The organism is Gracilimonas tropica DSM 19535 (assembly GCF_000375425.1).
Taxonomy (GTDB): Bacteria; Bacteroidota; Rhodothermia; order Balneolales; family Balneolaceae; genus Gracilimonas; species Gracilimonas tropica.
Map to the genome: position 1 here is coordinate 755,888 of NZ_AQXG01000001.1, position 19,554 is coordinate 775,441.

Below are 19,554 nucleotides of genomic sequence, written 5' to 3' on the forward strand. Positions count from 1 at the left end.
CCTTAAGTTAGAATGAGTGGCCTATGCCAAAACTGAAATATAGTTGCTTATTGTTGAACCAACCAGCTTGAAGGTCGTGCAGCCGAAAGGGAAAATCAAACCGAACTACAACATAATCCCAATCCAGGCGCAGGCCGGGACCTCCACTTACCGCGATCTGGTCGTAAAAGGTATCGAACCGGAAACGTCCCTGTTCTAAGCGATCCTGGTTTTCCTGATCCCGGAAGTCATTTCTGGGACCATACCAAATGTTACCGGCATCCACAAATGCTGCTGCCTGCCAGTTTGCTCCCAGGAAGTCTTGAATAAAACTTTGCCGCAATTCACCGAAAGCAGCGAGTTTAATTTCCCCTCCGGGGATATTCACGTTATCTGTGGAGATCTCACCCGGACCCAGCTGAAATGGAGCCCAGCCCCTGATGTCATTACTTCCGCCGGCAAAGAACCGCCGGTTGAGTGGGATGGAGGTAGAATTTCCATATGGATGTGCAAATCCTCCAAATAATCGCCAGGCGAGAATAGTGGAATTAGAAAGAGGGATATAGCGTCGATAATCAGCTGAGATTTTTATGAACCGGCTGTAGCTTAAACTGTTATCACTGAGCCCAAAGAGGGAAGGAAGGTTGCCTTCCAGGGTATCCGGAGTAATAACCGAACGATCGATCAGGTAAGGGATATTACCGCCAACCGAAATTGAAAATTCACTGAAGTAACCACGATTTCGTTTGATCAGGTCGGTGTCTTGACTTCGAAAAGTGTACCGGATGATGGAAGATACCTGTGGATTAAAATCCTCGAGAATTCGCTGCAGTTCGAATGCATCAACGATGGTTCCGTCGGAGAGGGTATCCGTTCCGAATTCATTACGTAAATTTCTGATATAGGCATCGGATGGATTGGTATCAACTACATCCAGTTCAATGAGGTCCAGGAAACTGGAATAATTTTGAGTGTGATTTACCTCGTACCGCATGTTGAACCCAATATCAGAGTTGATGTCGAATAAAAGTTGATCTGATCGGCTGTATGCCAACAAATAGCGGGTTACACCGCTGGTAAACCCGGGACGGTTATCGAGGAAGGCAAACGGGAAATTCAGCCTTGGGACTGAGTATTCTGACCGGAGTTCATAGCTTCTGAATATGGAAGATTGTGTAGCCGTGGTATCGATCTCCTCCAATACGGTTGGACTCACAAACTCAAAACTGGCATTGGCCCCGATGGTTAGGTTTTCGGCATTGCCAAATACATTATTATTGTTGTAGTCGATACCAAAACCGGTACCATATCCGTATCGCTTCATCCCAAATAATTCCGTAGAAATACTGTGCTTGGTAAGCGTTTGCAGATCAAAATAGGCCGGGATCTCTTCCCTGGAAAAGTCCGTTTGACTCTGTGTTTCATTTTGGCTGAACCTACGAATATAGAGCATCCCCAAATTCTGAAATTCGTTCACCGTTTCGAGGTACAGCGAGTGATTGTATATGGAACCCGGTTTGAAAAGCAGCTGAGAGGAAAGCAGGCTAAAGTTGGTTTGTGTACCCGGTTCCTTGGCCAGCACGATCTGATTGGAACTATCTACCGTATAGGGCGGGCCGGACAGGGTATCATGCTGGGTGTATTCAATAGGTTCCTTGGTATCACTTAGCCGAACCCGGACATCCCCAAAGCGATAAATGCCACCCGGTTCGATCCGGTATTGCACATCAAGGCTGTAAGCCTGGGAAGGGTCGCTTTTTACCAAAGCAACCACGGAATCTCTTTGAACAGATGCATACCCATTGTTCTTCAGGAAGGTAATGATGCGTTGTTGTTCATCACTAAGCTCCTGGGAATTATACTGCCGGTTCATGACAAAGGTGGTATCATTGATCCGCTCCCGGGTCAGGATACTTGAACGCATGAAGTTCGATCTTTTTTCAGGTTCCTTGAATTCGGGTAATCCTTTGTAAGAGATGGTCTTAATTTGGTAGGGTTCGCCTTCCTGAATGATGAATGAAACCTCGATCTTATCGGGCTGATATTCCACAATCGTAGTATCGACGGATACGTCAAGATATCCCAGCGACTCGTAATAAAGGGTAAGCCGTTCTATGTCGTTACCTACGGTTTGACGGTTCAGGTAGGCCGGTTCCTCTCCAAAGCGTCCATTGGAAAGGTTCCAGATGAAATACCACGGGGTGAAGCGGGGGATACCCAGAAATTCACGGTTGGTACGGGTTCGTACTAATGTTAAAAGCGTGCGGTTTTTGACGGCATCATTTCCCGAAAACCGAACCCTGCGTACTACATCTTCAGTATTTCCATTTTCCTGAACCTGCCGGGCTTCGATGTGAGACGGATAAAACACATCCAGCCATGTAAAAAAACACAGTATGGATACTATCTTAAGAAGGCTGCGAGTGGATGCAAACAAGGTCGTACAGGAATACAGCTATCCAATATGGATACCCGTGCTCCTGATAAATTTTTTATTAGAGATTAAACGTCGTCGTAGTCAAACCCTTCGTCTTCTTCGTTATGGAAGAAGTCTTCTTTACGGATGTAATCCGGCCAGATATCTTCAATGCCTTCGTACACCGGCTCTTCGCCTTGTTCGATCTCTTCTAATTCTTCGAGGTTTACAATTACCTGGTTGGGCAGTCCATTTCGCTCGGCCCACTCAATAAGTTCCTCTCGGGTTGCCGGGAAGGGGGCATCGTCTAAGGCTGCGGCTAATTCAACGGTCCAAATCATAATTTTGTAATTTTTTTAAAGATGAATGAGTGTAATAAACACAAGTGTTAGAAAAACACAAGTGATTTAATAAAATTTTTGTTCCAAATTCGTGCCGAAAATATTGTTATCTTCGCACAAATACATCAACTAAATCCAATGAGGATTATTTTATGTTTAGCAGTTTAGGAGCCCCTGAAATTCTGATCATCGCCATTGTGGTTTTGGTGTTGTTTGGAGCAAAAAGAATTCCGGAATTGGCCCGAGGTTTAGGGCAGGGAATCAAAGAATTCCGACAAGCATCTAATGATATTAAAAAGGAAATTGAAGACAGTTCCCGAAATATCAATGATGCGGTCAATAAAGACGAAACCACCTCTAAAAGCAAATAAAGCCGAAAATTGAACTACATGACGATAGCAGAGACTCGCGAAAAAGTCTTATCAGGAGAAACGAAACTTCGAGAAATTGTAGAACATCATATCCAGGAAATTGAAGCTAAGGACGGTGAAATAAACGCCTTTGTATCCACCCATTTTGAGGAAGCTTTATCCCGTGCCGATGCCATCCAAAAAAAGATAGATGAAGGCAACGCAGGTAAGCTGGCCGGCGTGGTCATGGGCATCAAAGACCTGATCTGTGAGCGCGGAAAGAAGGTAACTTGTGCGTCAAAAATGCTGGAGAACTTCGAAAGCGTGTATGATGCTACCGTGATCGAACGCTTGCGGGATGAAGATGCCATCTTTATTGGCAGGGTGAACATGGATGAATTTGCCATGGGATCTTCTACAGAAAATTCAGCGTTTGGCCCAACCAAAAACCCAAGAAATACTGACAAAGTACCCGGGGGATCTTCCGGTGGAAGTGCTGCAGCCGTGGCCGGCGGTATGAGTATGGTGACCCTCGGTTCCGATACCGGAGGATCTATTCGTCAGCCTGCTTCTTATTGTGGAGTGGTAGGACTCAAACCAACTTATGGGCGCGTATCACGTCATGGGTTAGTGGCATTTGCTTCTTCTTTTGATTGCATTGGCCCGCTATCGAATACCGTGGAAGATTCTGCTCGAATTTTAGAAGTGATCGCCGGTTTTGATGAAATGGATAATACCTCATCACACCGCGAAGTCGATGATTATGTGGGAACGGTTCAGAATCCTGATAAAAAGATCAAGATCGGAGTACCCGAGGAATTTTTCGGAGAAGGACTTGATGACGAGATCAAAAAAGGCATCGAAGAGCTTTTGAAAGAACTGAAGGCAGATGGTGCCGAATTGGTTCCAATTCACCTGCCACATACCAAGTATGGGATCGCGGCCTACTATATATTAGCCACGGCAGAGGCATCCAGTAACCTGGCTCGCTACGATGGCATTAGGTACGGACATCGTGCGAATAAAGAAGAAGTACTGGATGAACTCAAGCAGGAAGAAAAGGCGCTGAAGGAAGCATTTGAGATCGCTGAAGGTGAAGAAAAAATTGAGCTCCAGCAAGAGCTAGCTAAATTGGATTCTGCATTGATTCGCCTGTATAAAAAATCCAGAACCGAGGGATTCGGTTCGGAAGTAAAGCGGCGTATCATGTTGGGAACGTATGTACTGAGTGCCGGTTATTATGATGCATATTATGGGAAAGCACAAAAAGTACGTCGTCTTATTCAGGATGATTACAAGCAAGCCTTCGAAAAAGTAGATGTCATTGTTTCCCCAACCGCGCCTACTACCGCTTTTGACTTGGGAGCTAAACTGGATGATCCCATTCAAATGTACCTGAATGATGTGTACACCATTACCGCTAACCTGGCCGGTGTTTGCGGGATCAGCGTGCCGGCCGGAACGCACAGTAACGGCTTGCCCTATGGGATTCAGTTTTTGGGAGACAGCTTTCAGGAAAGTAAGATCCTGAATGCGGCCCGCTTGGTTGAATTGCAAACTTCGTAAGGAAAGTTATTAAAGGATGAACAGGTTAAAAGGAAAAACAGCCATAATAACCGGAGCAACTGCCGGAATCGGGATGAAAACCGCTGAACTGCTGGCAGCCGAAGGCGTGAATGTGATCCTTACAGGAAGGCGAAAAGCCCGGCTTGAGGAAATCGCTGAAACCATCCGGAATAAATACGGTGTCGAGGTTGAGACGGCTGCTTTTGACATTCAGGATTCCAAAGCCTGTGAATCTTTCGTGGAATCTCTCAAGGGAAGTGTGGACATTTTAGTTAACAATGCCGGCCTGGCCAAAGGGACCGATCCGGTTTTTGATGCTTCTTTTGATGACTGGGATACCATGATAGATACGAATGTGAAAGGATTATTGTATTTGTCACGGTTGATCTCTCCCCTGATGAAAAAGCGAAATGCCGGACATATTATCAATGTAGGCTCTACGGCCGGACATGAATCTTATGCCGGAGGAGTGGTCTATTCGGCGACCAAACATGCGGTTAAAGCAATCACAGAATCAACCAAAAAAGACCTTCACGGTACCAATGTCAGGGTAAGTATGGTATCTCCGGGGTTGGTGGAAACTGAGTTCAGTGAAGTCCGCTTTTACGGAGATAAGGAAAAGGCCGCAAAGGTGTATAAAGGCATGAAACCTTTGGTCGCACAGGATATAGCCGAGATCATTGTGTTCATCGCCAATCGTCCGGATCATGTCAATATCATGGATACCATTATTTACCCGGTATCTCAATCTTCCGCAACTATGGTACATCGTGATGAATAAAATATTGCTGTTTTTTGTGTTCCTTTTTGTTTTAGCAGGATGTTCTTCCGAAGATAAACCCGGACTCAAATTCACCGAAAAAGGAAGGGAAGTTCCCTCTTTTAATGCCGATTCGGCTTATCAATTTGTACAGCAACAAGTGGATTTTGGCCCGCGGGTTCCTAATACGGAAGCTCATCAGGCCGCGCTTTCTTATCTGGAGAGTAAATTTAGGGCTTTTGCCGGTTCCGACGCTGTTTTTATTCAACGGTTTGAAGCAGAAGGCTATGATGAAACACTGCAGCTTGGAAACGTGATCGCTGCTTTCAACACTACTGCTCCTGACCGTATCATGTTGTCAGCTCACTGGGACAGCAGACCCCGAGCCGACGAAGACACCACCCGCATAGATGAAGGAATCTTAGGAGCCGATGACGGGGGAAGTGGAGTGGCTGTATTATTAGAATTAGCCCGGATCTTTAAAGATACTCCTCCGCCCATTGGAGTCGATATAGTACTTTTTGACGGAGAAGATTACGGTCGCTCAGGCAGCTTACAGAAATATTTTTTGGGATCCAGGCATTGGTCACAGAATCCACCCGTACCGGGATACAGCCCACGTTTTGGAATATTATTGGATATGGTAGGCTCAGAAAATGCTCAATTTCCTAAAGAACAATATTCTCTAAGTTATGCACCAGACCTGGTGGAAGAAGTTTGGAGTATTGCTACCGAAAAAGGACACGGCGACCTCTTCTTGAATGAAGAAGGTGCTGCGGTAGCGGATGACCATGTGATCGTAAATGAGCAGGCACGAATACCCATCATTAATATTATCAATCACCGGCGTTTACCCGGTGGCGGTGCAGAATTTGGAGCATACTGGCATACACACAACGATAATATGGAGATCATAAGCCGGGAGACGATGGGTGCGGTAGGTGATGTTCTTCTTGAACTTATTTACAACCGTTTATAATGGATTATGTAGAGCTGCGCATATCACTCAAAGATGATTTTCATGAATTATTGATCGCTGAATTGGTGGATATGGATTTCGAAGGTTTTGAGCAGCTCGATGATCTGTTGGTTGCTACCATACCCACCAACAGGTTTGATGACTCCAAGCGGGAAGAGATCGAACAAAAACTGATGTTTTTTGGAGGGGAATCTTCTATTCTTACGGAGAAGGTCATTACCCCTAAAAACTGGAATGAAGAATGGGAGCGAACCATTCAGCCGCAGACCATCGGGAAGTTTTTTGTGCATCCAACATGGTCTTCCTCAGGGGCAGATATTGGAGATAAGATCGAATTGATGATCGATCCAAAGATGGCTTTCGGAACAGGATATCATGCCACCACCAGGCTGATGCTGGAATGGCTGCCTGAAGTGATTAAGGAGAACGACGAAGTTTTAGATGCCGGCACAGGCACGGGAATTCTTGCCATAGCTGCACTCAAATTGGGGGCTGGTTCTGCTTTTGGCTTTGATGTGGATGAGTGGAGTGAGACCAATGCCAAAGAAAATATCTTACTGAATGAAGTTGATGGCCTGGAGGTAAAACTTGGTTCCACCGAAGTCATTCCGGATGCAAAAAAGTACGATGTAATTTTGGCCAACATCAATCGAAATGCTTTGATCGAGTTACTGCCGGAACTGACTCTGCACCTGAAGGAGGGTGGAAAATTACTGCTTTCCGGTTTGTTAGAGGAAGATGAGGAGGTCATGCTGAAGCAACCTGCAGTTAAGAAGCTCACTCATGTAAACACACGGCAGCTTAAAGAATGGATATCCATTTTATTTGAAGGATGAAAGCAGCAATTGACATCGGAACCAACACGGTCCTTTTACTGGTCGCTGAAATTAAAAATGGAGTTCTGAAGCCTGTATTTGAAGAACAGAGAATTCCGCGATTGGGAAAAGGGGTAGATGCAGATCGAATGATCAATGAAGCAGCCACAAAACGCGTTGCAGATGCCTTACTTGAATACCGTGCTATTTTGGATGAAAAATTTCCCGAGGTCAGGGAAGTTATTGTGACAGCAACCAGTGCCGTCCGGGATGCCCGGAATAAAACCGTTTTTATGGAAGCGATCCGGAAACAAACCGGTTTTCAGATTCGGTTGTTATCGGGCAAGGAAGAGGCGGAATGGACAGCAGCTGGTGCGCTCTCTGTCATCAAAGGAGACTTTTCTGATCAGGAAACACTCATTCTTGATATTGGAGGAGGAAGCACGGAAGTGGCTCAGCTTAGAAAAGGAGAAGTGACTGATGGCCACTCTTTCGATATGGGCTCTGTTCGGTTCACAGAACGTTTTTTGAAAAAAGATCCACCTTCTAAAGATCAAATAGAACAGTGTCGTAAAGAAGTGGCAGATTATTTCACAAGGAGGCTCTTTGATACGGGTGAATCTGCTAATGCGGTTGGTGTTGCAGGTACCGTGACTTCGCTGGCTGCGATGTCGCTGGATTTACAGGTGTATGATCCTGTAAAGTTAGCCGGACATATATTAACCATCCGAGATGTGAAGGAGGCAATAACCCGGTTTTCGGAACACTCAGCAGATCAGATGCTCGAACAGTATCCTGTTTATCTAAAGGGAAGGGCTGATATCTTTTTGGCGGGTTTGCTGATTCTTGAAGGATTTTTGACTCATTTTGGTATCGAGTCTATGATTGTTTCTACCGGCGGAATCCGGCATGGTGCTATTTTAAATAACGTGAGTTCGAGATAAGAATGGAACTTACAGATGTAAAAGTAGCGAACGTGGTCATTCCCGCAAAGGCGGGAATCTACATATAACCATAAAATCTGATGTTGATTCCTGGAGAACCATTAGATTTCCGGCAGGCGGCAAAGGCATACGCCACGAATTGACTCTTCAACATATTAAAACGGTAAATTTTATATCGAACTCACGTTAAATATGAAGTAAAGTGCCAGCTTAAACCGGCTGACACTTTTATTTGATCCTAATCTTAGATATCAAATCTCACGCCAACACCAATGCCAAACTGATCGGCATCTCCACCCAGGCCACCGTACTTAAGCTCGCCAAAAAGGTCCCCGAAATCCAGCCCATATTCAGCTCCGGCTCCAAGATTCAATCCCAGTTCCGAATCAGAGTTACTCATCGATTGTCCTCCTGATTCCGTCTTGTATGAAAACCCGGTGATATTAATTCCGGCCAGGCCATAAACACGAATGCCTTCATTTTCAAGCAGGTAGTAGTTTCCGTTGAGATTCAATTCCCAGACCGTAGCCTTGTCGGTATATTCACCGCCGAATCCGGTGTACGTCTGTGATTTAGGGAAAAAGAAAGTAAAATCAGCTCCGGCTCTGATCTCAGGAGTGATCGAATAGTAGCCGTCTGCTCTTAGCCCGATGTCATTATCCAGGTTGCCAAATCCTATTCCGGAACCGAAAACGAGTCCGGCCCCAACTTTGATGGTCCCTTCTTCAGGTAATCCGGATTCCTGAGCATACAATTGCGAACTCATAAGTATTATTGTTATTACACTTAAAAACTTCAGTATTTTATTCATAGTAGAATGTTGATAGGTTAGTGGTTTCGAATTGAAATTCGATGATGTACTTATATATTCGAAATGCATTTTAAAAAACGGTCAAAAAATTCATTTTCATTTGCCTCAGGCTTTGTATTTTAAGAGCTGAATTACAGACGATATGCCAGAAGAAAAATCCGAAATTAAAAATAATTCTCCACGCCCCAACGCATCTGCCAGTAGTTTGGAAGATGACAAATACGTTGCTGAAGCCCTGTCAGGTAAAGAGGAGTCTTATAAGAAGTTAGTTGATAAATACCAGAAGCCACTCTATTTCCACATCAGAAAGATGATCAAAGAAGTAGAATTGGTAGAAGACTTGGTGCAGGAGGTGTTTATGAAAGCCTTCCATAATCTGTCGACCTATAGCAACGATTACGCTTTTTCCACCTGGTTATACCGAATTGCTACCAATCACACTATTGATTATCTCCGCAAGAAAAAGCTGAAAACGTTATCCATCAATGAACCATACAAGACAAAGGACGGTGAGATGGAGATACAGCTGCCGGATGAGACCTACCTCACCGATCAGCCGGTCATAAAAAAGCAGCGCAAACAGATCGTTCAGCAAGCCATAGAAGATCTCCCTGAAAAATATAAGGCGGTCATAGAGATGCGTCATATGGAGGAGAAATCTTATCAGGAGATCGCCGAGATACTGGATCTTCCATTGGGTACAGTGAAAGCTCATATATTCCGTGCAAGGGAAATGCTTTATAAAGCCTTAAAGGATAAAAAAGATAAATTTTAAAAAAGTGACCGCTTTTTGATTCTTTTTTCGCATAGATAAGTGAATGAATACCAAACTACACCACTCACTTAAACCCATCATGCGATGAAAAATACATTTAACATAAAAATTTTTGCGATTGCAGTTATGTTGTCATTAACTGCAGCCTCCTGCGGAGATGACCCGGTATCGGTAAATGAAGATCCACCGGAATTGCCTGAATTTAAAAATGTAGCAGCGGATCTTTCCTATTTCGAAAATAATACCCCTCAGAATAACGACTCTAATTATGCGGAGGCTTATTATTTGGGAATAGGTATTGGCAGTTTATCTATGATCACTCAAAGTTACACCGGCTTTTTTGGGATGGCTGATTCTGAAACGGCTTCTTTTGAAGATGGAAAATGGATCTGGAACTATGATTATTCATATGAGGACATCACGGTTTCTATTACTCTGATCGCTGAAGAATCCGCTAATACCATTAACTGGGAAATGTTGTGGTCGGCAGATGACGGACAAGGTAATGCGTTTGATAATTACCGGGTGGTTGAAGGAAGCATCGCCAAAGATGGAAAATCAGGCAGCTGGACCTTCAATGATCTTAATACTGATACCAATGAAGAGGAGCCGGTCTTTGTAACGGAATGGTCATCAATGGGAGAAAACTCTTTTCAATCTCAGACTACGTACTTAGAGGACAACGGTACCGAAACGGTTTGGTCCTATGAACAAGATGGAAACCACTATACCGTTCAATTCTCTGACCCTGATGAAACCAATGATATCACTGTATTTTGGGATACGGAAACCGGAACAGGCTATTACCAAACCGGAACGGATCCCAAACTTTGTTGGGACAGCAGTTATCAGGATGTAAGTTGTTCCTCAGTAGGTTACTAACCGGTATGTTGAGATCAAATTGAATTCCGGTTCAGGAGTAAAGTCTTAGATTAATGTGAGTTCGATATATGATAGAGAAAGTTGTCATCCTTGTAGATGTTGGGTAATTCGATGACAACTTCTGAGGCATCAACTTGAGAACTTAGGTTAGATTATCAACCTGATTGAAAAGTTATTTTCCCAAAAATTTGGTACTAATTTTCCAGATAAAATTGATTTAACTATCAAACCTTCAGGGATTCTAAATTCTTGGAGGTTTTCTTCCTTTAAAAGAAATAAGCACCATACACGCTGATAGATTGTTATTCGTCGGCGTTTACATTTTGAATGTTTTGCGAAGCGACTTCAACATTCGATATGAATTTGTCGTATTTGGCTCTTCGAATGGCGCTTCCTTCAAAGATTTTGTTGTACTGGTTTTCAGTCAGATTCTGCCAATAGTCTATATCATGATCGGTGACGTAGCTGCGGGGATGCAGGTCTTCAAATTGTGCTAAAACGGCTTTGCTATTCCAGGGACAAACATCCTGACAGATATCACAACCATAGATCCAGTTTTTAACTTTGGGCTGCAGCTCCTCTGCCATTTTCTCTTTCAGTTCGATGGTGAGGTAGGAGATGCATTTGGTGGCATCTACACGATAGGGTTCGTAAATGGCATCGGTAGGGCAGGCGTCAATGCAGCGGGTACAGGTGCCGCAATGGTCCGTAACAGGAGCATCGTAGCTTAAGGCCGCATCAATGATCATCTCCCCGATAAAAAAGAAAGATCCGATATCCTGATTGAGCAGGTTTGAATTTTTACCGATCCAGCCGAGTCCGGCTCGCTGTGCCCATACTTTATCCAAAACAGGAGCAGAATCAGTGAATATTCGTCCCTCAAGTCCACCGAGCAATTCCTTTGTGAAGCCAAAAAGATGCTTCAACTTCTTTTTGAGCACTTTGTGATAATCACGTCCCTGCGCATATTTGGATATCAAAGGCCGGTCGGAAACCCCAATTTGTGCAAGGTGTTTGGGATGATGATAGCTGGCCAGTACAGAAACCACGGTTTTTGAACCCGGCACAAGTTTAGTCGGATCCACGCGCTTGTCAAAGTGATTTTCCATCCAGCCCATGGTGCCATTCCGGTTTTGAAGAAGCCATTCTTCAAGTCTTCGCGCTTCCTTGGGAAGGTACTCAGCTTTAGCAAAGCCACAAGCATCAAACCCTAATTGCAGGGCATGGGCTCTGATTTTTTCGGTGATCTTTTGTTGCTGAAGCATGCCCAAGTTTAGGAATTATTTGAGAAGGACGTAAGGGGAATATTGATCTCAAACCTTTGGTTGATTGAGATCAATAAAAAAGCCCGAACCTAAAGATCCGGGCTTTGGATTTTGAATGTAATTAAATGCTTAAACAGATTCGATAATCTCGTTCAAGGTTTTACTTGGCCGCATACGGTCAAAAACGAGATCTCGATTAGGCCAATAGTACCCTTCGATGTTTTCGGAATGCCCCTGAGCTCCGATCAACTCTTCATTGATCTTGTCTTCGTTGGCTTCCAGTTTCTCGGCGATTGACTTAAACCGTTCAGCCAGCTCCATATCTTTGGATTGCTCCGCTAATGCACGGGCCCAATACATCGCCAAATAAAAATGGCTGCCGCGATTATCGTGTTCATTCACCTTTCGGGATGGAGATTTATCGTTTTGAAGATATTGAGTATTGGCCACATCCAGGGTTTCTGAAAGTACCAATGCCCGTTCGTTATCAAATGTTTTACCCAGGTGCTCCAGTGAAACGGCCAGGGCAAGAAACTCTCCGAGAGAATCCCAGCGAAGGTGGCCTTCATCTAAAAACTGCTGGATATGTTTTGGTGCAGATCCGCCGGCACCGGTTTCAAACAAACCGCCCCCGTTCATAAGCGGAACAATGGAAAGCATCTTCGCGCTGGTCCCAAGCTCCAGGATAGGGAAGAGATCGGTGAGGTAATCACGCAATACATTCCCGGTTACAGAGATCGTATCTTTACCGGCTTTGGTTCGTTCCAGCGTGTAACGCATGGCTTTCTCCGGGCTCATGATCTGAATATCCAGCCCGCTGGTGTCAAAATCAGGAAGATAGGCATTTACTTTTTTGATGAGTTCGGCATCATGAGCGCGGTTTTCATCCAGCCAGAAAATAGCAGGATCGCCGGTTTCCCGGGCACGACGAACAGCCAAACCAACCCAGTCTTTGATGGGAGCATCTTTGGTTTGGCACATTCTCCATATGTCGCCTTCTTCTACATCATGTTCTAAAACGGTATCGCCTGACTTGTTAACAACACGAACTTTTCCATTTCCGGGAATCTCAAAGGTTTTGTCGTGTGAGCCGTATTCTTCCGCTTTTTTGGCCATCAAGCCAACGTTAGGTACAGATCCCATGGTAGTTGGATCAAAAGCGCCGTTCTCTTTACAGAAGTCGATTACTTCCTGGTAAATACCGGCATAAGAACTTTCGGGGATCACTGCTTTGGTATCCTGAGTCTCATCATTTTTGTTCCACATTTGGCCGGAAGTTCGGATCATAGCCGGCATGGAAGCATCGATGATTACATCACTGGGTACATGCAGATTGGTGATTCCTTTGTGAGAATTCACCATGGCAAGATCAGGGCCATTTTCGTAGCATTTCTGAATGTCAGCCTCGATCTCTTTTTGTTTTTCTTGAGGTAACTCCTTGATCTTAGCTTCAAGATCACCAAATCCATTGTTCGGATCTACGCCTAATTCACGAAGTGTATCTCCATGTTTGTCAAATACATCTTTAAAGAATACACGTACGGCATGACCAAAAATGATCGGATCAGAAACCTTCATCATGGTAGCTTTCATGTGCAGGGAAAAGAGGACGCCTTTCTCTTTGGCATCTTTCACTTGTTGGTTGAGGAATTTGATCAATGCACTCTTGTTCATGGCACCTGCATCAATGACCTCGCCATTTTCCAGTTTGGTGCTTTCTTTGAGAACCTGAACATGGCCTTTGTCATCCACAAACTCGATGCGTACATCGTCAGCATGGTCCAGCGTTACGGATTTTTCGGAATGAGCGAAATCGTTGCTGTCCATGGTTGCAACATGTGATTTGGAATCCGCACTCCATTCACCCATGGAATGTGGATTCTTTTTGGCATATTCTTTTACCGGTTTTGGAGCACGACGGTCTGAGTTTCCTTCACGCAGTACCGGATTAACCGCACTTCCCTTAACCACATTATATCGGTCATGTATTTTCTGTTCTTCTTCATTCTGAGGCTCTTCAGGGTAATCGGGGATAGCATATCCTTTTTCTTGCAATTCCTTGATCGCTGCAACTAACTGTGGAACGGAAGCGCTGATATTCGGGAGCTTAATGATGTTCGCTTCGGGCTTTTTGGCCAGCTCACCGAGTTCAGTAAGAGCATCTGATACTTTTTGATCTTCTTTAAGATAATCCGGGAAATTTGCTAAGATCCTTCCTGCCAGAGAGATATCCTTGGTTTCCACATTCACTCCGGCAGCTTTTGTGAATGCTTCAACAATAGGCAGGAATGAATGGGTTGCCAGGTAAGGAGCTTCGTCAGTTATGGTGTAAAAAATCTTGGCTTTGTCAGTGCTCATTTTAGATAAATAATTTACAGTTAGTCTTTTGTATTGAAGATCTTAAACAAATAAAATTAAGAAAAATTCAGGGGCGGGAGTTTACAAATTTTACAAGCAAAAGAACATCGGTTAAAGAACATCGAACAAGGAATATCGAACTTTCAAGTTTGAACTACTTTTACTTCTGTATTCTTAACTGGATTTTCGACATTCTTCTATTCTAATGCCTATATTAGGATAAGAACGGCTGGCTTTACACGTTAGCTATTTAAAGCCCATAAAAATAAGGTGATGCTATGATCCGACCGATGTTCGGCTTCCGGCCAAAACCAAAAAAATTCGATTATCCGTTTCGCTATTATAATCCTGAAAAGGATGAAAGGGAAAAACGCAGAAAACGGATCAAATTTGAAACCCATACCCGCCGCAGGCCCAAGCAGTTTACCCGCGTGGTATTCTATGCGGTGCTTCTTAGTATTATTATCTATCTAATTTCACTTTAAAAGATTAAGCGCATTGAGCGATACGCATATCAGCGATTCTATTATTCATCAACTACCTCCTGAGATCAGTAATAAAATAGCCGCAGGAGAGGTGGTTCAACGCCCGGCCTCTGTGGTCAAAGAGCTTCTCGATAATGCCATTGATGCCGGAGCCGATCAGGTTAAGATCCTTATTCAAAATGCAGGAAAGACCCTTATTCAGGTATCTGATAATGGTTGTGGGATGAGTAAAGAAGATCTTCCGTTATGCTTTCAACGGCATGCAACGTCCAAGATCAATTCCGTTGACGACCTTTTCAGGATCAGAACACTGGGTTTTCGCGGAGAAGCTATGGCTTCGATTGCGTCTGTTTCGCAGGTGACCGTGAAGACCAAACGGCCGGAAGATGACAATGGCTGGGAATTTGAAGTTTTTGGGGGTCAGGAACGTGATATTAAGCCAGCCGCTACCGAGGATGGAACCACAATTGCTATTCGAAACCTGTTTTTTAATGTACCGGCACGGCGTCAGTTTTTGAAAACAGATGTCACCGAATTGCGCCATATTTTGCGAACCATTCAGTATGCTGCACTTGCCAGCACTGATGTGGCCTTTTACGTAGAAGCCGATGGCGATGTGATCTATGATCTGCCTATTCAGAATTTGAAAGAACGGGTTACCCAGATTTTTGGAAGTTCCTACAAAGCCAGCTTGATTGAATTCCGTGAAGAAACAAGTTATGTGAAAATCCATGGCTTTGCTTCGGATCCCAAACTGGCCAAGAAAAGCAGGGGTGAGCAATTTTTGTTTGTGAATGGAAGGCCTTTTCAACATCGGTATTTGACGCATGTGATCCTGAGTTTGTATGATGCGTGGACCCGCAATAATGAATATCCATTCTACGCACTGTTCTTCAATATCGATCCCTCTAAAGTTGATGTGAATGTGCATCCCACTAAAATGGAGGTGAAATTCGAGGACGAGCGAAGTGTGATACAGTTGGCGAGGTCGGTGGTAAACAGAGCCTTGAATAAGCATTTTCAAGTTCCAGATGTAGCGCCCAATGATGATGTATTTCTCAGTGATGACGATCGCTCAACAAAGGGTTTTGGCTCCGGATTCAGCTTTAATACATCCAAGACCAACCAAAGCGGACAAGGATTTCAAATTCCATCCCGCATAAATAATCGTCCAGACAACGTAAGAGGACGGGGCGGGGCATTTTCTGAACAACTATACGGAAGGGGAGCGCATGGTTCTTCAAATAAAGAGCCTGCTGAAACCCACACGTTTCAGTCTCAGGATAAACCACGTGAAAACGTTAGCCAGGACAAAGGCTTTTGGCAATTGCACAACAGTTACATCCTCACGCAAACCCGCACCGGCCTTACGGTTATAGATCAGCATTTGGCTCATAAGCGAATCATTTTTGAAAAAGCCATGAATGCGACCGAAGAAGCATTGCCCAGTACGCAACAGCTGCTTTTCGCACAAACCTTAGAGCTTTCTGCTTCTGATTATACCCTTTTGAAGGAACTGCATTCCATCATACAGCGCATGGGATTCTCGGTTCAGTTACTCAGCGGCAATACGGCCATGATCAACGGAGTTCCGGCCGATATTGAGATCGGAAATGAAGAAGAAGTGCTGGTGTCGATGCTCCATCAATACCAGGAACTGGGACAGAAGATAAAACTGGAAGCCCGCGAGAAACTGGCCATTGCTTTTGCCGGTAAAGCGGCTATTCCCCGCGGAAAGAAGCTGACTGAACAAGAGATGGAAGCGTTAGTAGATCAGCTTTTTGCTTGCGAGCAACCTTATCTCGATCCGCTAAAAAAACCAACTATCAGCTACATTCCTTTGGATGAAATTCAGGCGAGGTTTAGATAAGTCTCTCGGTCTGACGGGTAGCCCGTCTGACCGATTGGTTGGTTTCGAGTAGCAAAGCCCTTAACCATCCATCAGAACGGCAATCGGTCAGATAGAGCACGGGGAGGTTGAATCCTGGTTCAGCCTGATAGTGTTTGAACCGGGATTGGTCAGGATTTGAGGATTCATGGGATTTTAGTTTAATCTCGGCCATCCTGAACATACTATAAATCCTGGTTCAGCGGGATACTGTTTTACCCACAAAATAAAAAAAGCCTTGCAAATCAATGACTTACAAAGCTTTTAGTACCAAAGGAGGGACTCGAACCCTCACTCCCGAAGGAACGCGATTTTGAGTTGAATTTATGAAGAATTTTATACCTTCTAATGTGTTTAAAAGGTGTTTAGGTCACTTTTTTGTCCCCCATTTTGTACCCCTTAAACGGATCCAAAAAGATGACAATGTCATCTTTTTGGATCGCGTTCAACATTTATTTTCGATTACAAATGTAAGTTATTTCGAGGAAATTTTAGCCCATTCTTCTTTGGTGATCATGAAAACATGGACCTCACCTTCTTTTACTTTCTCAGATTTGGGTATGAAACCGGCTGCTTCGAGTTCTGCTAAGTTCGCTTGTAAGTCGTAAGGTTCGAGGCTGTATGCAGCGCCTGTTCCCAGGTCGACTAAAATTCCGACTATACCCCAGGAAAAAATATTTCCTACAACGGAAGTCCCTATGTCGAACTTTTTATTAACTGCTATTCTCACATTTTCGTAGCCGTCTTTTCTGAATTCGAGAACGTAATTTTTATCTCTTTTTAACGATAAGGTTTGTGGAGTTGTGCCTTTATTTATGCCGTCAATCCAAACAGATGCACCTGCTGGGGTTGAGTTAACTTTAACATCGGCACTGCTGCCTTTAAATATTGTACCGCAACCCGTTAATACGAAAAGCACTAACAATGCAGTTGTGATAGTTCTTAAGCCATTTTTCATATTTATATATGTTTATTTGGTTGTTTGTTTTATTTGATCATTGCCCGAAATGTCCAACCAAGAGCTAACTAAGAAGTTTTAAGAAAAGCGCGTTAACACCCCTGCCAACCGCTTTCTCCTTAACAAGAGTAACCTAACCGCAAAATGTTACAATTAAGGAGTTATAAATGAATGAAAACCCTATTCCCCCGAATTCTGATCTTTATGCCGACGTTCAAGACTTGTGTTCAATAATCGAGATAATACAAGTTCAACATCCGCAGGTAGCGGATCTGTTGATGAACCGGTTACTTTCCGTTCTATTCGATCCAATAGCTCAAAAGCCTGAGTAATCAGGCTAAAGCTATTCTCACCTGAAACGACCGAAGCTGCATTTTCCCGGATTTCATATTTCTCGCCTTCACCTGTCAAAAGCCAGGTTCCTGAGCAGCCAGTTCCGCGCACAATTTGTTCTAAAAACTTAGCGCCTGGGTTTTGATTAGACCCCTTCCTAATGTTCGTAATGAAGGCTGGATTAGAAATATTGCATTTATTTAAAAATTCCTTATCCGTTGAAAATTCAGAACATAGATCGAGAATTCGGTACCCAATATTGTTTTTATGTAATTCTTTTCTTGACAAAATTGCAAATATGTAATTATACTTTCACCTGTTACTTACAACTAAAAGTGATTATACAAAAAAAATGCCTGAAACCACGCATGCACAATTAAAAGCGGCCATTAAAATCAATAAAAAGTATAGGCAGTATCCGGGATCCATTTCTGAGTTTGCCCGAAACCTGGTGAACCCCGATACCCAAAAACGCGGAGTAACCCACACGGCGGTAATTCGGGTAGCACAGGGATTTGAGAAAACCGAGTGGATATCTAAGGAGATCCGATTTCTCATTGAGAAAGCCAAAGATTTGGACCCCGAATACTTCAAATCTGAAACCAATTTTTTAGTGAGTTAATGCAACAGTAAGAGCGATAAAAACACAAAACCTTACAAATTATTTAGGGAATAAATGAAAAATCCAGATCCACAGGAATTAATTGTTCGTCTTAAGCTCATAAAAAAGCAGTGTGATGAAATAATTGACATGGTACAATTTGTAGTTCCTGATAAAGAATGGTACACCACCAAGGAAGCGGCAAAAATAGTAGGGATAAAGCCTAAAACGGCGTCAAGCTACTGCTCAATGGGTATATGGAAAAAAGTGAAAAAGGACAAAAGGGGCCGGTATCTGATCCATGCTTCTTTCCTTGAAGAATATTAGTAGCCAAACCTTCTCATGATGAATAAGACAAAGAACAAAGTAATCGACAACCGGCCTGAGAATTACAGGTTAAATGGTTCGCCCATTTCATCCGGAAAAGAGGTACAAGGTGCAACGGTGAATTGGCCGCATGTTGGATGTCTTGCCCTGATCGCTGCTTTCTGGATCGCACTGTTCTACTTCGCATTTAAAGGAATGGGATTAATCGGGTAATCGGATGGCTACCAGGGCAGAAAACAAAATATTAGCCTATATCGCCAAGAATGGCAGCATTACCCGCTTCGAGATCGAGTTGCCCGAAGTGGAGGTAGATATCTACACCTTTCTTGACTGTATGGCCGCCCTGAAATTCAAAGGCTGGGTACAGACCCGGCAGGAAGAGCGCAAATCAGCCGGTGGCCGTGATATGCTAATCAATGTGTATTCCTTCACCAAGCATGTAGAGAGCCAGTTCAAAAGACACTACCAAAAGTTAACCATACAAAAACAAGCACTATGAACGGAATGAACCTTCACCAAAACGGAAGCTCCAAAAGCGTAAATGTAACCTTGGAGGACTTAGAGATTGTAGCCTGCAAGTGTGGATCACAACTTTTCGAAGTGAAACTAAAGGTAGGTCGGTTAAGCCAGGTTCATCCAAAAAACAAAACCGGTGAACCCATGTTGGCCGATCTGCCGGTGAAAGTTTGTGCGGAGTGCGGAAAAGAACTGGAGGTGTGAA

22 protein-coding genes are annotated in these 19,554 nt (G+C 43.8%); 15 read left to right on the plus strand and 7 right to left on the minus strand.

All coding sequences use genetic code 11. The annotated features are described in order from the left end of the window. Window positions 1-7 precede the first annotated feature (7 nt). Together B151_RS0103415 and B151_RS0103420 are read right to left on the minus strand one after the other, a co-directional pair. A complete protein-coding gene (locus B151_RS0103415) occupies window positions 8-2,416 on the minus strand; it encodes a BamA/TamA family outer membrane protein (RefSeq protein ID WP_157470659.1) in 2,409 nt (802 codons plus the stop codon). Between the two features lie 65 nt (window positions 2,417-2,481). After that, entirely contained in the window at window positions 2,482-2,736 is a 255-nt protein-coding gene (locus tag B151_RS0103420; protein WP_020402200.1) for a DUF2795 domain-containing protein, read from the minus strand. A gap of 152 nt (window positions 2,737-2,888) precedes the next feature. Between B151_RS0103420 and B151_RS17860 the strand changes: the two genes are divergently transcribed. Genes B151_RS17860 through B151_RS0103450 form a run of 6 tightly spaced genes read left to right on the plus strand, consistent with a single transcriptional unit; the run spans window position 2,889 to window position 8,150 of the window. Next, complete coding sequence (locus B151_RS17860) at window positions 2,889-3,107, plus strand: Sec-independent protein translocase subunit TatA/TatB (protein ID WP_020402201.1); 219 nt, start codon at window positions 2,889-2,891, stop codon at window positions 3,105-3,107. A gap of 18 nt (window positions 3,108-3,125) precedes the next feature. Beyond that, window positions 3,126-4,652 (plus strand): amidase family protein, encoded by a 1,527-nt coding sequence (locus tag B151_RS0103430; RefSeq protein ID WP_020402202.1) that lies wholly within the window; start codon window positions 3,126-3,128, stop codon window positions 4,650-4,652. 16 nt (window positions 4,653-4,668) lie between these two features. Then, window positions 4,669-5,433, plus strand: a complete 765-nt coding sequence (locus B151_RS0103435; protein WP_020402203.1) for an SDR family NAD(P)-dependent oxidoreductase — start codon at window positions 4,669-4,671, stop codon at window positions 5,431-5,433. Next, on the plus strand, window positions 5,426-6,391 hold the full coding sequence (locus B151_RS0103440; RefSeq protein ID WP_020402204.1) for a M28 family peptidase: 966 nt from the start codon (window positions 5,426-5,428) through the stop codon (window positions 6,389-6,391). Before B151_RS0103435 ends, B151_RS0103440 begins: the two co-directional genes overlap by 8 nt. Beyond that, entirely contained in the window at window positions 6,391-7,227 is an 837-nt protein-coding gene (gene prmA / locus B151_RS0103445) for a 50S ribosomal protein L11 methyltransferase (RefSeq protein WP_020402205.1), read from the plus strand. Before B151_RS0103440 ends, prmA begins: the two co-directional genes overlap by 1 nt. Then, window positions 7,224-8,150 (plus strand): Ppx/GppA phosphatase family protein, encoded by a 927-nt coding sequence (locus B151_RS0103450; protein WP_020402206.1) that lies wholly within the window; start codon window positions 7,224-7,226, stop codon window positions 8,148-8,150. The genes prmA and B151_RS0103450 overlap by 4 nt, the downstream gene beginning before the upstream one ends. Window positions 8,151-8,394: 244 nt before the next feature. Here B151_RS0103450 and B151_RS19340 read toward each other — a convergent pair whose 3' ends face one another. Continuing rightward, the gene (locus tag B151_RS19340) at window positions 8,395-8,916 is read right to left on the minus strand and encodes an outer membrane beta-barrel protein (RefSeq protein ID WP_020402207.1); all 522 of its coding nucleotides are present in this window, start codon (window positions 8,914-8,916) and stop codon (window positions 8,395-8,397) included. Window positions 8,917-9,103: 187 nt separating this feature from the next. Between B151_RS19340 and B151_RS0103460 the strand changes: the two genes are divergently transcribed. After that, complete coding sequence (locus B151_RS0103460; RefSeq protein WP_020402208.1) at window positions 9,104-9,736, plus strand: RNA polymerase sigma factor; 633 nt, start codon at window positions 9,104-9,106, stop codon at window positions 9,734-9,736. Between the two features lie 84 nt (window positions 9,737-9,820). Beyond that, the gene (locus tag B151_RS0103465; protein ID WP_020402209.1) at window positions 9,821-10,618 is read left to right on the plus strand and encodes a hypothetical protein; all 798 of its coding nucleotides are present in this window, start codon (window positions 9,821-9,823) and stop codon (window positions 10,616-10,618) included. A 302-nt stretch (window positions 10,619-10,920) separates the two neighbouring features. On the opposite strand, the gene queG is transcribed toward B151_RS0103465, so the two are convergent. Continuing rightward, window positions 10,921-11,883, minus strand: a complete 963-nt coding sequence (gene queG / locus B151_RS0103470; protein ID WP_020402210.1) for a tRNA epoxyqueuosine(34) reductase QueG — start codon at window positions 11,881-11,883, stop codon at window positions 10,921-10,923. A 129-nt stretch (window positions 11,884-12,012) separates the two neighbouring features. Beyond that, window positions 12,013-14,241, minus strand: coding sequence for an NADP-dependent isocitrate dehydrogenase (locus B151_RS0103475; RefSeq protein WP_020402211.1), 2,229 nt, complete (start codon window positions 14,239-14,241; stop codon window positions 12,013-12,015). Window positions 14,242-14,519: 278 nt separating this feature from the next. On the opposite strand from B151_RS0103475, the gene B151_RS0103480 reads away from it, so the two are divergent. Then, the gene (locus B151_RS0103480; RefSeq protein WP_020402212.1) at window positions 14,520-14,726 is read left to right on the plus strand and encodes a hypothetical protein; all 207 of its coding nucleotides are present in this window, start codon (window positions 14,520-14,522) and stop codon (window positions 14,724-14,726) included. 13 nt (window positions 14,727-14,739) lie between these two features. Beyond that, window positions 14,740-16,596, plus strand: a complete 1,857-nt coding sequence (mutL, locus tag B151_RS0103485) for a DNA mismatch repair endonuclease MutL (protein WP_020402213.1) — start codon at window positions 14,740-14,742, stop codon at window positions 16,594-16,596. Between the two features lie 493 nt (window positions 16,597-17,089). Here mutL and B151_RS0103500 read toward each other — a convergent pair whose 3' ends face one another. Both B151_RS0103500 and B151_RS0103505 read right to left on the minus strand, forming a co-directional pair. Beyond that, window positions 17,090-17,572, minus strand: a complete 483-nt coding sequence (locus B151_RS0103500) for a PEGA domain-containing protein (RefSeq protein WP_020402215.1) — start codon at window positions 17,570-17,572, stop codon at window positions 17,090-17,092. A 180-nt stretch (window positions 17,573-17,752) separates the two neighbouring features. Continuing rightward, window positions 17,753-18,193 carry a hypothetical protein gene (locus tag B151_RS0103505; RefSeq protein ID WP_020402216.1) on the minus strand — a complete coding sequence of 147 codons (441 nt, stop codon included), beginning with the start codon at window positions 18,191-18,193 and terminating at the stop codon, window positions 17,753-17,755. A 64-nt stretch (window positions 18,194-18,257) separates the two neighbouring features. Here B151_RS0103505 and B151_RS0103510 point away from each other — a divergent pair, with 64 nt between their 5' ends. Genes B151_RS0103510 through B151_RS0103530 form a run of 5 tightly spaced genes read left to right on the plus strand, consistent with a single transcriptional unit; the run spans window position 18,258 to window position 19,553 of the window. Continuing rightward, window positions 18,258-18,527, plus strand: a complete 270-nt coding sequence (locus B151_RS0103510) for a hypothetical protein (protein WP_020402217.1) — start codon at window positions 18,258-18,260, stop codon at window positions 18,525-18,527. A 54-nt stretch (window positions 18,528-18,581) separates the two neighbouring features. Continuing rightward, the gene (locus B151_RS0103515; protein WP_020402218.1) at window positions 18,582-18,833 is read left to right on the plus strand and encodes a helix-turn-helix domain-containing protein; all 252 of its coding nucleotides are present in this window, start codon (window positions 18,582-18,584) and stop codon (window positions 18,831-18,833) included. Window positions 18,834-18,848: 15 nt separating this feature from the next. Beyond that, window positions 18,849-19,046: a hypothetical protein gene (locus B151_RS0103520; protein ID WP_157470660.1), complete on the plus strand. Its 198-nt coding sequence runs from the start codon at window positions 18,849-18,851 to the stop codon at window positions 19,044-19,046. A gap of 4 nt (window positions 19,047-19,050) precedes the next feature. Beyond that, complete coding sequence (locus tag B151_RS0103525; RefSeq protein WP_020402220.1) at window positions 19,051-19,332, plus strand: hypothetical protein; 282 nt, start codon at window positions 19,051-19,053, stop codon at window positions 19,330-19,332. Continuing rightward, the gene (locus tag B151_RS0103530) at window positions 19,329-19,553 is read left to right on the plus strand and encodes a hypothetical protein (protein ID WP_020402221.1); all 225 of its coding nucleotides are present in this window, start codon (window positions 19,329-19,331) and stop codon (window positions 19,551-19,553) included. The genes B151_RS0103525 and B151_RS0103530 overlap by 4 nt, the downstream gene beginning before the upstream one ends. Window position 19,554 lies beyond the last annotated feature (1 nt).